We start from the raw sequence: 14,687 nt of genomic DNA on the forward strand, positions 1-14,687 counted from the left end.
ACCTGAGAGGTCCCGACCCCTCACGGTAAGCCCTGCGGGACCGGCCGCGAACCACGCGACCTCCCGGGTCAGGGCAGGTCGATCCTCAGGAACTCCGGGCGGTAGAGGCTCGGGTCGGCCTGGACGTCGCCGTCCTTCGTGTTGCGGCTGACCGACACCACCATCGTGCCCTGCTGCGGGAACAGCTCGGGGTGCGCGAGCGGCATGTAGCGCAGCTCCGACGCGGTCGACGGGATCTTCGCGACCGGCGGGGCCGCCACGAACGGCCCGGTCGGGCCGGGAGCCGTCCAGACCACCAGGTCGGTGCCGACGAAGTCCGCGCGCTTGCTCAGCGCGTACCAGCGCTTGCCCTCGCGGAAGACCGAGAACGTCTGGGAGACCCCGTTGTCCTGCTCGATCACGGTGGCCGCGCCGTCGGCGTCGCGCTGCCACTTCTTCCCGTCCCAGTACCGCCACTTCGACTGGTCGGTGACGTCGGCCAGCTTCGCGCGGGCCACCGACACGGCCCAGCCGAACCCGGCGTCGCTCGTGCGGCTCGTGCCGTAGAGGTAGACCGAGTCGCCGACGACCGTCGCGGCGGCGCCCCACGTGGGCCGGGAGGTGTCGGGGTCGTCCTCGCCCAGGTCGACCACCCGCTGCAGCACGGGCGCGCGTCCCGGCTCGACCCGGAAGATCGCCACCGCGGGCCCCAGGTTCTCGAAGCCGAACAGCTCGTCGCCCGTCTGCCGCACGCGCTGCGCCATGACGCCCACGAGGTCGCGACCGAGGTCGACGGCGGCGACCGACATGGGCCAGTAGCCCACCCCGTCCGCGCGGTCGGGGATCACGGCGCTGCGGTCCTTCCGCTGCACGAGTCCGACGCAGGTGTCGTCGAAGATCAGCATCGAGTTCCGCACCATCGTCTGGCTGGCGTAGTCCGGTCGTCGGATGGTGTCGCCGAACACGAACAGCCCGCGACCGTCGGCCAGCTGCGTGCTGGCGCCGACGTCCCCTCCCACGAACCCCTCCACGTCGCTGACCGTCTCGATCCGCTCGTTGAGCTCCTTGACGCTGGTCGGCGGGCTGACCTTCTTGCACGTCAGCGTGACCGGAGGGTCCAGGTCGGTGGTGGTGAAGGCGGGCACCGCGGGGGTCACGACGAGGAGGCCGGTCATCACGAGCGCACCGGCCGTGGCGGCGACGGGATGCCGGCGCAGCGACGGATGGAGGTCACGCCGGGCCTGTCGCGGCTCGGCCGCCGTGGCCGCGACGGTGGCCGCGGTGAGCCCGAGCAGGGTCCACAGCGCCATCATCACCACGACCTGCTCGGCCCCCTGGCCGTCGAAGTAGGCCAGGCCGCGCACCGCCGACGTCGCCGCCCCCGGCGGCAGCCAGGCCAGCAGCGTGGGCCACACGACCGGCATCGGCGTCAGTGGCCACGCGCCGATGGCGCCGGGGATCCCGAGCACCAGCCCGAGGACGGCGAGCCCGAGCCCCAGGCGACCGAACCAGGCGATCAGCGCCAGCGTCACCGAGCCCACTCCCAGCACGACGATCGCTCCGAGACCCGCGAGCGCGAGGAACGGCGCGTCGAGGCGCCGGATGACGACCTCGCTCAGGAAGGCGCCGCCGAGACCGGCCACGACCGCCCCGGCCGCGAGGCCGGCGAACCTCAGCACGACGAGCGATGCCGACGGCGACCTGGCGCCGAACACCAGCCCGAGCAGGGCGGCGAAGGCCACGCCGAGGATCGCCCACGCGATGCCGAGCCGGAACGGCCCAACGCCCTCGGGATCGCGCTCGGCCGTGGGGATCCTGTCCTCCACCCTCACGCTCTGCCCGCTGGCGGCCAGGGTGCTCGAGACGACCTCGCGGACCTTCGCGGCCTCGGCCGTCCCGTCGGCGCTGGCCACCCAGAGAACGTGCTCGTCCTTCTTCCCCATCACCACGACGCCGCTCACGGACCGTCTCGCGAGGCTCCTCTGGGCCGCCTCCTTCGACGGGCTGACGCGGGCGGCGACCTCGTGCTCGCTCGGTCCGTTGAGGGCGTCGCGCATCGTCGAGGCGTCGGGATCGGGACCGACGACCGCGACCGGGATCTCGCGCGGGGCGGCCTGGTTCAGGCCGGGCAGCTCGGACGCCGGGTCGAGCCACACCAGGACCGCGGTGAGGAGCATCGCGACGACGAACCCCGCCGCCGTCAGCCCCACTCCGCGCTGGCGCATGACGTTCACCGTAGCGGGGCGTTCGGAGCTCCCCTGGTGACCGGCCTCTGGCGCCGGGCTGTCGGAGATCGCGACTACGCTGGATCCTGCGATGACCCTGCCATTCCCCGTGCCCTCCGCCCGCCCGTCCGCTCCCGGCCCGGCCGATGCCGTCGCACCCCCGGCGAAGCGCCGCACCGCGCGGTCCGACGAGCTGCTCGAAGGACTCAACGACGCCCAGCGGACCGCCGTCTCGCACACCGGTGGCCCTCTGCTGGTGGTGGCCGGCGCCGGCTCGGGCAAGACCCGGGTGCTCACCCGCCGCATCGCCTGGCTGATCGCCGCCCGCGGCGCCCATCCCGGCTCGATCCTGGCGATCACCTTCACCAACAAGGCCGCGGCCGAGATGCGCGAGCGGGTCGCCGATCTCGTGGGCGGCCGCGCGCGGATGATGTGGGTCTCCACGTTCCACTCCGCCTGCGTGCGGATCCTGCGCCGCGAGGCCGACAAGTTCAGCTACACGTCGTCGTTCAGCATCTACGACGCCGCCGACTCGCGCCGCCTGATGACGCTCGTCGTCAAGGACCTCGACCTGGACCCCAAGAAGGTCAACCCGCGCGCGGTCCTCAACTGGGTGTCGAACCACAAGAACGAGCTGGTCGACCACGAGGAGGCCGGGCGCCGCGCGTCCAACGGCACCGACGAGACCTACGCGCAGTGCTACGCGGAGTACCAGCGCCGGCTCCGCGCGGCGAACGCCATGGACTTCGACGACATCATCATGAACACCGTCCACCTGTTCCAGGCGTTCCCCGAGGTCCGCGACACCTACCGTCGCCGGTTCCGCCACGTGCTCGTCGACGAGTACCAGGACACGAACCACGCCCAGTACACGCTGATCAAGGAGCTGTGCGACGAGGAGTCCGACCTGATGGTCGTGGGCGACTCCGACCAGTCGATCTACGCCTTCCGCGGCGCCACGATCCGCAACATCCTCGAGTTCGAGGACGACTACCCCGACGCCGACACCGTGCTGCTGGAGCAGAACTACCGCTCCACGCAGAACATCCTCGCCGCGGCCAACGGGGTCATCTCGCGCAACTCCGGCCGCCAGGACAAGAAGCTGTGGTCCGCCGAGGGCGACGGCGAGATGCTGGTCGGCTACGTCGGCGACGACGAGCGCGACGAGGCGCAGTTCATCGCCGACGAGATCGACCGGCTCTCCGACGCCGGCATCGCCGCCGCCCGCGACGTGGCGGTGTTCTACCGCACCAACGCGCAGAGCCGTGTGTTCGAGGAGGTGTTCATCCGCGTGGGGCTGCCCTACCGGGTCGTCGGCGGTGTCCGCTTCTACGAGCGCAAGGAGGTCAAGGACGCCCTGGCCTACCTGCGCGTCCTGGTGAACCCCCGCGACGCCGTCTCGATGCGCCGGGTGCTCAACGAGCCCAAGCGCGGCATCGGCGACCGGGCCGAGGGCGCGCTCGAGCGCTTCGCCTCCCGCCACGACGTCAGCTTCTGGGAGGCCATGACCCGCGTCGACGAGATCGACGAGCTCGCCACCCGCTCCCGCTCGGCCGTGTCCGCGTTCGCCACGACGATGTCCGAGCTGATGGACCTGGCCGCCTCCGGCGCCCCGGCCGACGCCGTGCTGGAGGCGGCGCTGACGAAGTCGGGCTACCTCACCGTGCTCGAGAACAGCACTGATCCGCAGGACGAGACCCGCGTGGAGAACCTCGCCGAGCTCGTCGCGGTCGCCCGCGAGTTCGTCGCCTCCGCCGCCACCCTCGAGGAGGGCGAGGAGCCCGACCCCGACGTCACCCTGGCCGCCGGTTCCCTCGACGCGTTCCTCGAGCAGGTGGCGCTCGTGGCCGACGCCGACTCGCTGCCCGACGCGAAGGACGGCGTCGTCACCCTCATGACCCTGCACACGGCCAAGGGCCTGGAGTTCCCGGTGGTGTTCCTCACCGGCCTCGAGGACGGCGTGTTCCCGCACCTGCGTTCGCTCGGCGACCCGGCCGAGCTGCAGGAGGAGCGCCGACTGGCGTACGTGGGCATCACCCGGGCGCGCGAGCGGCTCTACCTCACCCGCGCCACCGTGCGCTCGGCCTGGGGCGCCCCGTCGTACAACCCGGCGTCGCGGTTCCTCGACGAGATCCCGGCCACCCTGATCGACTGGAAGCGCGAGGCCAGCGCCCCCACCCAGTGGGCCCCACGCACGCCCGCGGCGTCGTTCCGGTCGTCCACCGTGGCCGCGCGCTCGAAGAAGAAGACCTCGGGCGAGGTCATGTCCCTGTCACCCGGCGATCGCGTCACGCACGACAGCTTCGGCCTCGGCACGGTCGTCACGGTGGAGGGCACGGGCCAGAACTCGGTCGCCAGCGTCGACTTCGGCTCGGCCGGGGTCAAGCGGCTCTTGCTGCGCTACGCCCCGCTCGAGAAGCTCTGAGCCGCGCGGCGATCAGGGGGTGACGCCGTGCGCGGCGAGAGCCGCGTACGGGTCGACCGGGTCGCCGCCGCCGGGGCGCACCTCGAGGTGCAGGTGCGGGCCGGTCACGTTGCCGGTGGCTCCCGTGGCACCGATGACGTCACCGGGCGCGACCTGCTGGCCCACGCTGACCGAGATCGAGCTCTGGTGGCAGTACCAGATCTCCGTGCCGTCGGCGAGGGTGACGATCGTGCGGTTGCCGTAGGCCCCCTCGTAGCCCGCCGAGGTGACGGTGCCGGCCGCCATCGAGACGATCGTCGAGCCCGACGGGCCGGCGAAGTCCAGGCCGGTGTGGCGACCGCTGCTCCAGTAGCCGCCGCCCTGGCCGAAGCGCGCCGTGAGTCGGTAGCCGACCACGGGGATGACCCACTGGTTGCGGATGATCTCGTCCTGGCGCTTCTCGGCGGCCTTCTCGTAGCCGGCCTTCTGCTGCGCGAGGGCCTTCTGGACCTGCTGCGCCTGCAGCGGCTTCTGGATCGCGAGCTCGCGGTCGTAGCTGCGGGAGACGTCCACCGCGTTGGTGGCGTTCGCGCCGACGTAGTTCTTGGCCAGCGCAGCGTCGGCGCCGGCGAGCAGGCCGGGCGAGGTGACGCTGATCGAGCCGACGGCCGCGATCACGACGGCGGCGACACCGGCGAGGAGCCGGGTGCGGCCGGTGGCGGCGGCGGCGCGGCGCGCACGGCGGGCGCCGGGGATGCGGCCCTCGGGGATCGAGCCGATCGCGGGGAAGGTGAGGGTGTCCTCGGCCGGCACGGTGGCCACGGGCTCGGGAAGCGCGGTGGCGGGCTCGGCCGCGACGGGGGCGTGCGCGCGGCGGGAGCCGGCCACCGGAGTGGGCTGCTTGGCGCGACGGCCGACGCTGTAGGTCTGGGTGGTCGACTGAGGGCTCAGGGCCTTCATGACGACGGTCGAGTCGGAGTCCTGCTCGACGGGGCGCGAGGCGCGCCGCGAGCCGACGTTCCGGGGTGCTTCGTTGGCATCCGGGGTCGACCGACCGCTCGCTCGGGAGCGATCGAATTCGGCCATACGGGAGCCTCCGGGGGGTCAGGCAAACGGACTCGCCGAGTCTAGGGGACCCGGCGCCGCGAATTCCAACCCTTTGTCGAAGTGACCCACCGTTAGGACACGAATAGCAGAGGAAAGTCGAAGCCGCACGTCCACGAAGTGGGACGGTGTCTCAACTCACGTTTACAAACCCACGGGGAAACGTCCGGTGAACGACGGGTAGAGTCGCGAGGGCTTCGGCGACGTCGCGTCCACGGCGCCCGCCGAACCACAGCGAATCCCACCATTAAGGACGTCACCGTGGATCTGATGGAGTATCAGGCGAAGGAGCTCTTCGCCAAGCACAACGTTGCGACGACCCTCGGCACCGTGGTCACCACGGCCGAGGAGGCCAAGGCCGCCGCCGAGCAGATGGGTGGCGTCACCGTCATCAAGGCGCAGGTCAAGGCCGGCGGCCGCGGCAAGGCCGGCGGCGTCAAGATCGCCAAGACCGCCGATGAGGCCTTCGAGCACGCCTCGAACATCCTCGGCATGGAGATCAAGGGCCTCACGGTCAACCGCGTGCTCGTCACGCCGGCCACGCCCCCCGTCGAGGAGTACTACTTCTCGTTCCTGCTCGACCGCGCGAACCGCAGCTACCTCTGCATCGCCAGCGTCGAGGGCGGCGTCGAGATCGAGGAGGTCGCCAAGACCAACCCCGAGGCCGTGCGCCAGATCCCCGTGGACGCCGGCACCGGCGTCGACGAGGCCAAGGCCCGTGAGATCGTCGCCGACGCCAAGTTCCCGGCCGAGCTGGCCGAGCAGGCCGTCGAGATGATCCAGTCCCTGTGGAAGGTCTTCGTCGAGGAGGACGCCACGCTGGTCGAGGTCAACCCCTTGGCGCGCCTGGAGGGCGACAAGCTGGAGGCCCTCGACGGCAAGGTCTCGCTCGACGAGAACGCCGACTTCCGCCACCCCGAGCACGAGGCGTTCGTGGACAACGACGCCACCGACCCGCTCGAGGTCAAGGCCAAGTCGAAGGGCCTGAACTACGTCAAGCTCGACGGCCAGGTCGGCATCATCGGCAACGGCGCCGGGCTCGTCATGAGCACGCTCGACGTCGTCGCGTACGCCGGTGAGGCCCACGGCGGCGTCAAGCCCGCCAACTTCCTGGACATCGGCGGCGGCGCCTCGGCGCAGGTCATGGCCGACGGCCTGGACGTCATCCTTCACGACGAGCAGGTCAAGAGCGTGTTCGTGAACGTCTTCGGCGGCATCACCTCGTGTGACGCGGTCGCGAACGGCATCAAGGGCGCGCTGGAGATCCTCGGTGACGAGGCCAAGAAGCCGCTCGTCGTGCGCCTCGACGGCAACAAGGTCGAGGAAGGCCGGGCGATCCTGAACGAACTGAACCACCCGCTGGTCACCCTCGTCGACACCATGGACGGTGCCGCCGACAAGGCCGCCGAGCTCGCGAACGCATAAGGACGAAACATGGCGATCTATCTCACCTCTGAATCCAAGGTCATCGTCCAGGGCATCACCGGCGGCGAGGGCACCAAGCACACCGCACTGATGCTGAAGTCCGGCACGAACGTCGTCGGCGGCGTCAACGCGCGCAAGGCCGGCACCACGGTCAAGCACGTCGACGCCGACGGCAACGACGTCGAGCTGCCCGTCTTCGCCTCGGTCGCCGAGGCGATCGAGAAGACCGGCGCCGACGTGTCGGTCGCGTTCGTCCCGCCGGCGTTCACGAAGGACGCCGTCGTCGAGGCGATCGACGCGGAGATCGGCCTGCTCGTGGTCATCACCGAGGGCGTGCCGGTCCAGGACACCGCGGAGTTCTGGGCCTACGCCCAGGGCAAGAAGACCCGCATCATCGGCCCGAACTGCCCGGGCATCATCAGCCCCGGGCAGGCGCTCGCCGGCATCACGCCGGCGACCATCGCGGGCCCCGGCCCGGTCGGCCTCGTGTCCAAGTCGGGCACGCTGACGTACCAGATGATGTTCGAGCTGCGTGACTTCGGCTTCACCACCGCCATCGGCATCGGCGGCGACCCGGTCATCGGCACGACGCACATCGACGCGCTCGAGGCGTTCGAGAACGACCCCGAGACCAAGGCGATCGTGATGATCGGCGAGATCGGCGGCGACGCCGAGGAGCGTGCGGCCGAGTACATCAAGGCGCACGTCACCAAGCCGGTCGTCGGCTACGTGGCGGGCTTCACCGCCCCCGAGGGCAAGACCATGGGCCACGCCGGCGCCATCGTGTCGGGCTCGTCGGGCACCGCCCAGGCGAAGAAGGAGGCCCTCGAGGCCGCCGGGGTCAAGGTCGGCAAGACGCCGTCCGAGACCGCCGCCCTGATGCGGGAGATCCTCAAGGATCTCTGAGCCAGTTCAGCACGAAGCCCCCGCGACCTCACGGTCGCGGGGGCTTCGTCGTTCCTGGGCGGGCTCGCCGTCAGGCGAGGAGTCCGTCACTCCGGCGCGTGCGCGAGGCGCTCGCCCGCGCGCTTGAGGACGGCGCGGAACTCACCACCGGAGATCGCGTACTTGCCGGCGGGCGGGAAGAGGACCTGGGTGACGTCGGACCCGCGGCGCACGATGCCCATGCGGTAGTTGACGACCTTGTCCTTGCCGACCTCGAGGCCGACACGCCACGAGGTGCCGGTGAAGTCCTCGCCACGGACGCGCTTGACGTCGCTGACCTCGGCGGGGAGGTCCCCGTCGGCGCACTCCTCGAGGCGCTTGGTGACGCCGTCGACGAGCTTCTTGGCGTCCTTGGGCGACTTCAGCCGCGCCACGGTCTGGGTGAGCGCGAACTGGTCGGGCAGCTTCGTTGCCTCGGGGATCGCGAAGACCCGCGACTGGGCCGACACGACGGACGGATCGGTGAACTTCGTGTCGTCGCAGACCGTGGCAGTGGGGTTCTGGTCGGTGACCGGCATGGGCGCGCTGGCGCTCCAGACGCTGTCGATCGTCCGGACCGGCGGCAGGTCGACGACGCCGAGGAACTCGGGGTTCTTGCCCACGGCGGGCGGCACCGTGGGCGTCACGGTGAAGCGGGTGGAGCAGTCGCCACCGGAGTCGGCGCAGACGCGGCTGATGGACTCGTTCAGGACGCGCGCGAACTGGCGGACGTCGGTGCGCTTCGTGCCGGGCGACTCGTGCACGAGCGTGCTGGTCAGGGTGCCCGACTGCGCGAGGCCCACCGTGATGAACCGGCTCGGCGAGCGGTACGACTGCAGGCGGAGGATCTGGAAGTCGCCGAACGGCCGCTCGACGCGGTAGGCGTCGACGAGGCGGGTGCGCGGGTGCTCACAGCCGGCGTAGAAGGACACGAGGCGGTCGAACGCGGCCTCGGAGGCCTCCGGCGAGCGGGAGACCTCGATGGCCTGGGCCACGCGGTCGTCGGTGTCGTCGGTGAAGGCGCGGACGAACACCTTGAGCGGGTCGGGATCGGCGAAGCGCGTGGTGGGGCACGTCGCGTAGGGGGTCTGGTTGGCCGGGTCGGTGTCGGTCGCCTCGACCGTCCACGACGAGTCGGGACGCAGGGCCGCGACCTCGCCCGACGACAGCAGGTCGTCGGTGCCGATGTTGTGGGAGTCCAGCACGACGTCGCGCGACTCCGCGCCGATCTTCTCGCGGTCGGGCAGGGCCGACTGGCGGGCCGTGGCATCGCCCTGGGCGACGAACGCGCCGCCGAACAGCACGAGCGCGAGCGCGGCGGCCACCAGGAGCACGGCGTTGCGGCGAGCGCCCCGGGTGGCGGAACGGCGCACCTCGGCAGCCGTGGGCAGGTCGAGGCCGGCGGTGACGACCGCCAGGGCCCGCATCCGCTCGACGACCTCGTCGATGGTCGCGCCGAGTCCCTCCTCGATCCGGCTGAAGCCGCGGGAGGCCAGTTCCAAGGCGGCCTCGTCGTCGACGCCCACCTCGCGCGCGGCCTCGTCGAGGTCGACGTCGGCGATCGTCATCAGGCTGATGAGCCGGCGCGACGGCTGGTCGAGGTCGGCCAACTGGGCCAGCAGCGCCGTGTCGGTGTCGTGGGTGCGCTTACGGCGCCACGGGTGGGTGCCGCGACTGAGGGCCGTGCCCTTCCAGGCCTCGGCCCGAGCGAACGACGCAGGATCGCCGGACGACACGCGCGACCACTGGCGCCAGGCATGGCGGTACGCCTCGATCGTCGCCTCGCGAGCGACCTCCCGATCACCGCACTTCGCGTACGTGGTGACGAGGGTCACGCGCTGCGTCGAGGAGTAGAAGGCATCGAACTCGTCGACCCGAGTCATCTACCTTCCTCCTTCGATCGGCCCCGGCGTGTGCTGTCGGAATCGTCCCCACGATACCGGTTGGATGGTGAGGTGCCCGAGTCCCGTGCTGCCGATCAGTGGCGCCCGGCGATCCTCACGGCCGTCGGAACGGCGGTCCTCAGTGTCCTGATCGCCGGTGCCGCGGCCTCGTCGACGGCGGTCGCCGGCTCCACGGCCGACCTCGTCCGGTCCGCGATCCGCACGTGGCTGGTCTCGGTGGGTGCCACGCTCACCGCGGGCGAGCAGCGGCTCGATCTGGTGCCGATCGGTGCCACGATCGTCGTGATCGTGCTCGTGCTCGTGCTCACCCGCCTGTGCCTGCGGAGCCCCGTGGCCGACCCCGGTGCCTTCGGGGCGATGACCGGTGGCGTGGCCGGTGTCCTCGCCGGCATCTGCTCGGCCGCCACCACCACCGACGCGACCAGCACGTCGTTCGTCCGCGCCGCGTTCGGCGCGTTCGTCGTCGTCGGGCTGCCCGCGGCGTGGGGCGCCTCGCGCCAGGCGGGCGTCGCGTGGCTCGGGCTGGCACCACGCTGGGTCCCGGTCGCCGACGGTGCCGTCACCGGCGTGATCGGCCTGCTCGGCGGAGCCACCGTGCTCACCTTCGTCATGCTCGTGCTGCACCTCGACCGGGCCTCCGACCTGTGGGCCACGCTCGATCCCGGTGGCCCGGTGCTGCTGGGCGTCCTGTGCCTGCTGGCGCTGCCCACGCTCGTGCTGTGGACCGCCTCGGTCCTGCTCGGCCCCGGCTTCACGCTGGGACCGGACACCTCGGTCGACCTCGCCGGCTCGTCGCTCGGCGCCGTGCCCGGCTTCCCGCCCCTGGCGGCGCTGCCGGACCCCGGTCCCTTCGGCGGCTGGGTCGTCGTGCTGACCCTGATCCCCCTCGCGGCGGGTGTGGCGGCCGGGCTCGTCGCCCACACCCGCATGCCCGCGAAGGAGAGCACGTGGGGCCGGGCCGCCGGCGACGGCGCCCTGGCCGGAGCGGTGGCCGGCGCCGTGATCGGGCTCCTCGTCGAGACGGCGCGCGGGGGCATGGGCCCGGGTCTGCTGCAGTCCGCCGGTCCGCCGGCCTGGCAGAGCCTGCTCGTCGCGGTTCCGCTGCTCGCGGCGGGCGGCGCCCTCGGCGCGATCGGCGCCCACTATCGTTCTTCACGTGACCGAGCCTCGTCCTGAGCCCTCCCGGCTCGTGGTGCTGGTCTCCGGAGCCGGCACCAACCTGCAGGCCCTGATCGACGCCTCCGCCGACCCGGCGTACGGCGCCCGGATCGTCGCGGTCGGCGCCGATCGCGACGGCATCGAGGGTCTCGCGCGGGCGCAGCGGCACGGCATCCCCACCTTCGTCGACCGCGTGTCCGACCACCCCGACCGCGCGGCGTGGGACGCGTCCCTCGCCGAGACGGTGGCGGCGTACGAGCCGGACCTCGTGGTCCTGGCCGGCTTCATGAAGCTCACGGGCCCGGCGTTCCTCGACCGCTTCGGCGGCCGCACCGTCAACACCCACCCCGCCCTGTCGCCGTCGTTCCCGGGCATGCACGGCCCGCGCGACGCACTCGCCCACGGCGTCAAGGTCACCGGGGCCACGCTCTTCGTGGTGGACGCCGGCGTCGACACTGGTCCGATCGTGGCCCAGGTGGCCGTCCCGGTCGAGGACGACGACGACGTCGAGTCCCTGCACGAGCGCATCAAGACCTCCGAGCGAGCCATGCTGGTGGAGTGGGTCGGGCGCCTCGCCCGCGAGCCCCACTCGATCGACGGCCGACGCATCCGCTTCCACCCGAAGGAACAGTCATGACTGACACCCGTCCCATCACGCGCGCCCTCGTCTCGGTCTACGACAAGACCGGGCTGGCCGAGCTGGCCACCGCCCTGCACGCCGCGGGCGTCTCGATCGTGTCCACGGGGTCCACCGCGAAGACCATCGAGGCCGCAGGCGTCCCCGTGACCCCGGTCGAGGAGCTCACCGGCTTCCCCGAGTGCCTCGACGGCCGGGTCAAGACCCTGCACCCGCGCGTCCACGCCGGGATCCTCGCCGACCTGCGCCTGCCCGACCACGAGCGCCAGCTGCGCGAGCTCGAGATCGAGCCCTTCGACCTCGTCGTGGTGAACCTCTACCCGTTCCGCGAGACCGTCGCCTCGGGTGCGACGCCCGACGAGGTCGTCGAGCAGATCGACATCGGCGGTCCGTCCATGGTCCGCGCCGCGGCGAAGAACCACCCCTCCGTCGCGGTGGTCGTCTCCCCCGCCGCCTACGGCGAGGTCACCGACGCGGTCTCCGCGGGCGGCTTCACCCTGGACCAGCGCAAGCGCCTCGCGGCGCAGGCGTTCGCGCACACGGCGGCCTACGACGTCGCCGTCGCCTCGTGGTTCTCCTCGTCCTACGCACCCGCCGACGACGAGCAGTTCCCGGCGTTCCTCGGCGCCACGTGGGAGCGCTCGGCGGTGCTGCGCTACGGCGAGAACCCCCACCAGCCGGCCGCGCTCTACACCGGCGACCAGCCCGGCCTCGCCGGTGCCGAGCAGCTGCACGGCAAGGAGATGTCGTTCAACAACTACCTCGACACCGACGCCGCGCGCCGCGCCGCCTTCACGCACGACAAGCCCGCCGTGGCGATCATCAAGCACGCCAACCCCTGCGGCATCGCCGTGGGTACCGACGTCGCCCAGGCCCACGCCCGCGCGCACGCCTGCGACCCGGTCTCCGCGTTCGGCGGCGTGATCGCCGCCAACCGTCCGGTCACGGTCGCGATGGCCCAGCAGGTGGCCGAGGTGTTCACCGAGGTCATCGTCGCCCCCGACTACGAGGACGGCGCCGTCGAGGTGCTGCAGGGCAAGAAGAACATTCGCATCCTGCGCTGCCCGGCTCCCACCCACGAGATCCCGGTCGAGTTCCGGCCCGTCAGCGGCGGCCTGCTCCTGCAGGAGCGCGACCGCGTCGACGCCCAGGGCGACGACCCGACGACGTGGACCCTCGCCGCGGGCGAGCCGGCCGACGCCGACACCTTCGCCGACCTCGTCTTCGCGTGGCGCGCGTGCAAGGCCGTGAAGTCCAACGCGATCCTGTTGGCCAAGGACGGGGCCTCGGTGGGCGTCGGCATGGGCCAGGTCAACCGGGTCGACTCGTGCCGCCTCGCGGTGGAGCGGGCCGGCGAGGAGCGGGCGCGGGGCGCGGTCGCCGCGTCGGACGCCTTCTTCCCGTTCTCCGACGGACCTCAGATCCTCATCGACGCGGGTGTTCGCGCGATCGTGCAGCCGGGCGGTTCGGTGCGTGACGCCGAGACCGTGGCCGCGGCCGCGGCCGCCGGCGTCACGATGTACGTCACGGGGACGCGTCACTTCTTCCACTGAGGCCGCGGTCGCGCAGGTCCTGCAGCATCTGCGTGCCGGTCTCGTCCTCGACGAGGTGGCCGATGATGAGGTTGCGCAGCGCCCGGACGACCTTGGCGGGCTCCTCGGTCTCGGGATTGACGCCGGCCGACCGGCGCAGTGCGATCCCGGCGATGAGGGCGACCATGTCCTCGGCCAGACCCTCGGCATCGGCGATCCCGGCCTTGTGGAGGAAGTCCTCGAGCAGGTGCTGCCCGGTGGTCAACGCCCTCACGGCCGCCTCGCGCAGCTGGGGGTCGCGAGCGGCACCCAGGATGACCGCGAGCTCGCGGGTGGAGTTCGCGGGCGTGCGCTTGGCCAGGACGGTGGAGGCGAACTCCACCGACGTGTCGCGGGTGATGAGGGACATCAGCCCGGCGACGTCGAGGTCGGCGAGCTTTCCGACCGTCTCCAGCCAGCGCTCGATGTGGTGGTTCAAGGCCTCGCGCAGCAGGTCGTCGATCGTGGCGAAGTAGTAGGTCGTGGTGGCTGCCGGCAGCCCGGCCGCCGCGGCCACCGCCCGATGCGTGACAGCGCGTGAACCGCCCTCCACGAAGAGGTCGACCGCGGCCTCCAGCAGGGCCTCTCGACGCTGCCGACTCCGCTCCTGCGACAGTTGGGCCCTGGGTGCCATTCACGCAGTCTAGGGCCGATGTGACGGCCAGGATGGCCGACTCGGGCAGTCAGGCCCACCAGGTGTCGGCGTCGAGCAGCCAGTGGTGCCGCATCGACAGGGCGCGCTCGACGATCGCGGCGACCGCGAGCGTGAGCACCGTCGCTCCCGTCCCGCCGAGCTCGACCGGCGAGTCGAAGCTCCAGCCCAGCCACTCGGCCACCTCGGCCCCGTGCGTGACGGTGTCCAGCAGGCTCATCGCGGCGACCACGAGCCCCACGACCAGGACCACCACGGCCGCCCGGGCCATGAGCGCGCTCAGCACGGGTCGTCGCTGGGCGAGGCGCTGCCGCCAGGCCTCGGCCATCTTCGGGTGCGGGCTCAGCGGCAGCTCGGCGCCGGTCGCGAGCACGAGGTGCGCGCGCTTCACCCCGTAGAACGTGGTGGCGAACTCGATGCGGCCGCCGGGCACGGGGAACGCCGCCGGCGCCTTCGCCACGGCCGTCCGGCGGCCGTCGGCATAGAGCGAGACCTTGTCGTCCCAGTCGAAGAAGTCGTAGTCGACGGCGTACGTGTGACCGGCGTGGGTGAGACCCAGCAGGCTGCGGTTCACGACCTGGAGCCGCGAGTACGGCGGCAGCGCCCGGTCGTCCCCCGGCTCGTTCGCGCGCTTGCGTCCCATGTCGGCGTCCCCCTCACGTCGGCGTCACCCCAGTATGTCCGGCACCGCTCCCGCACAGGGG

11 protein-coding genes are annotated in these 14,687 nt (G+C 71.8%); 6 read left to right on the plus strand and 5 right to left on the minus strand.

Annotated features, from left to right (window positions below):
* Positions 1–68: 68 nt before the first annotated feature.
* Positions 69–2,204: a DUF4185 domain-containing protein gene (locus tag H1W00_RS00930; RefSeq protein ID WP_181752813.1), complete on the minus strand. Its 2,136-nt coding sequence runs from the start codon at positions 2,202–2,204 to the stop codon at positions 69–71.
* A gap of 91 nt (positions 2,205–2,295) precedes the next feature.
* Between H1W00_RS00930 and pcrA the strand changes: the two genes are divergently transcribed.
* Positions 2,296–4,629 carry a DNA helicase PcrA gene (gene pcrA / locus H1W00_RS00935; protein ID WP_181752815.1) on the plus strand — a complete coding sequence of 778 codons (2,334 nt, stop codon included), beginning with the start codon at positions 2,296–2,298 and terminating at the stop codon, positions 4,627–4,629.
* A gap of 12 nt (positions 4,630–4,641) precedes the next feature.
* On the opposite strand, the gene H1W00_RS00940 is transcribed toward pcrA, so the two are convergent.
* Entirely contained in the window at positions 4,642–5,694 is a 1,053-nt protein-coding gene (locus tag H1W00_RS00940) for a M23 family metallopeptidase (RefSeq protein ID WP_206679944.1), read from the minus strand.
* 279 nt (positions 5,695–5,973) lie between these two features.
* Here H1W00_RS00940 and sucC point away from each other — a divergent pair, with 279 nt between their 5' ends.
* Positions 5,974–7,137, plus strand: a complete 1,164-nt coding sequence (gene sucC / locus H1W00_RS00945) for an ADP-forming succinate--CoA ligase subunit beta (protein ID WP_181752817.1) — start codon at positions 5,974–5,976, stop codon at positions 7,135–7,137.
* Between the two features lie 9 nt (positions 7,138–7,146).
* Positions 7,147–8,043, plus strand: coding sequence for a succinate--CoA ligase subunit alpha (sucD, locus tag H1W00_RS00950; RefSeq protein WP_181752819.1), 897 nt, complete (start codon positions 7,147–7,149; stop codon positions 8,041–8,043).
* 86 nt (positions 8,044–8,129) lie between these two features.
* On the opposite strand, the gene H1W00_RS00955 is transcribed toward sucD, so the two are convergent.
* Positions 8,130–9,944 (minus strand): SigE family RNA polymerase sigma factor, encoded by a 1,815-nt coding sequence (locus H1W00_RS00955; protein ID WP_181752821.1) that lies wholly within the window; start codon positions 9,942–9,944, stop codon positions 8,130–8,132.
* A gap of 72 nt (positions 9,945–10,016) precedes the next feature.
* Here H1W00_RS00955 and H1W00_RS00960 point away from each other — a divergent pair, with 72 nt between their 5' ends.
* From H1W00_RS00960 to purH, 3 genes are read left to right on the plus strand one after another with little or no spacing between them, the layout of a single operon-like run.
* Positions 10,017–11,141, plus strand: a complete 1,125-nt coding sequence (locus H1W00_RS00960; protein ID WP_181752823.1) for a cell division protein PerM — start codon at positions 10,017–10,019, stop codon at positions 11,139–11,141.
* On the plus strand, positions 11,122–11,760 hold the full coding sequence (purN, locus tag H1W00_RS00965) for a phosphoribosylglycinamide formyltransferase (RefSeq protein ID WP_181752825.1): 639 nt from the start codon (positions 11,122–11,124) through the stop codon (positions 11,758–11,760). The genes H1W00_RS00960 and purN overlap by 20 nt, the downstream gene beginning before the upstream one ends.
* Positions 11,757–13,313 carry a bifunctional phosphoribosylaminoimidazolecarboxamide formyltransferase/IMP cyclohydrolase gene (gene purH / locus H1W00_RS00970; RefSeq protein ID WP_181752827.1) on the plus strand — a complete coding sequence of 519 codons (1,557 nt, stop codon included), beginning with the start codon at positions 11,757–11,759 and terminating at the stop codon, positions 13,311–13,313. The genes purN and purH overlap by 4 nt, the downstream gene beginning before the upstream one ends.
* On the opposite strand, the gene H1W00_RS16215 is transcribed toward purH, so the two are convergent.
* Entirely contained in the window at positions 13,285–13,965 is a 681-nt protein-coding gene (locus H1W00_RS16215) for a TetR/AcrR family transcriptional regulator (protein WP_206679945.1), read from the minus strand. The genes purH and H1W00_RS16215 overlap by 29 nt on opposite strands.
* A gap of 49 nt (positions 13,966–14,014) precedes the next feature.
* Positions 14,015–14,626, minus strand: coding sequence for a hypothetical protein (locus H1W00_RS00980; protein ID WP_181752829.1), 612 nt, complete (start codon positions 14,624–14,626; stop codon positions 14,015–14,017).
* Positions 14,627–14,687 lie beyond the last annotated feature (61 nt).

This window comes from Aeromicrobium phoceense, from assembly GCF_013868155.1.
GTDB classification, from domain to species: Bacteria; Actinomycetota; Actinomycetes; order Propionibacteriales; family Nocardioidaceae; genus Aeromicrobium; species Aeromicrobium phoceense.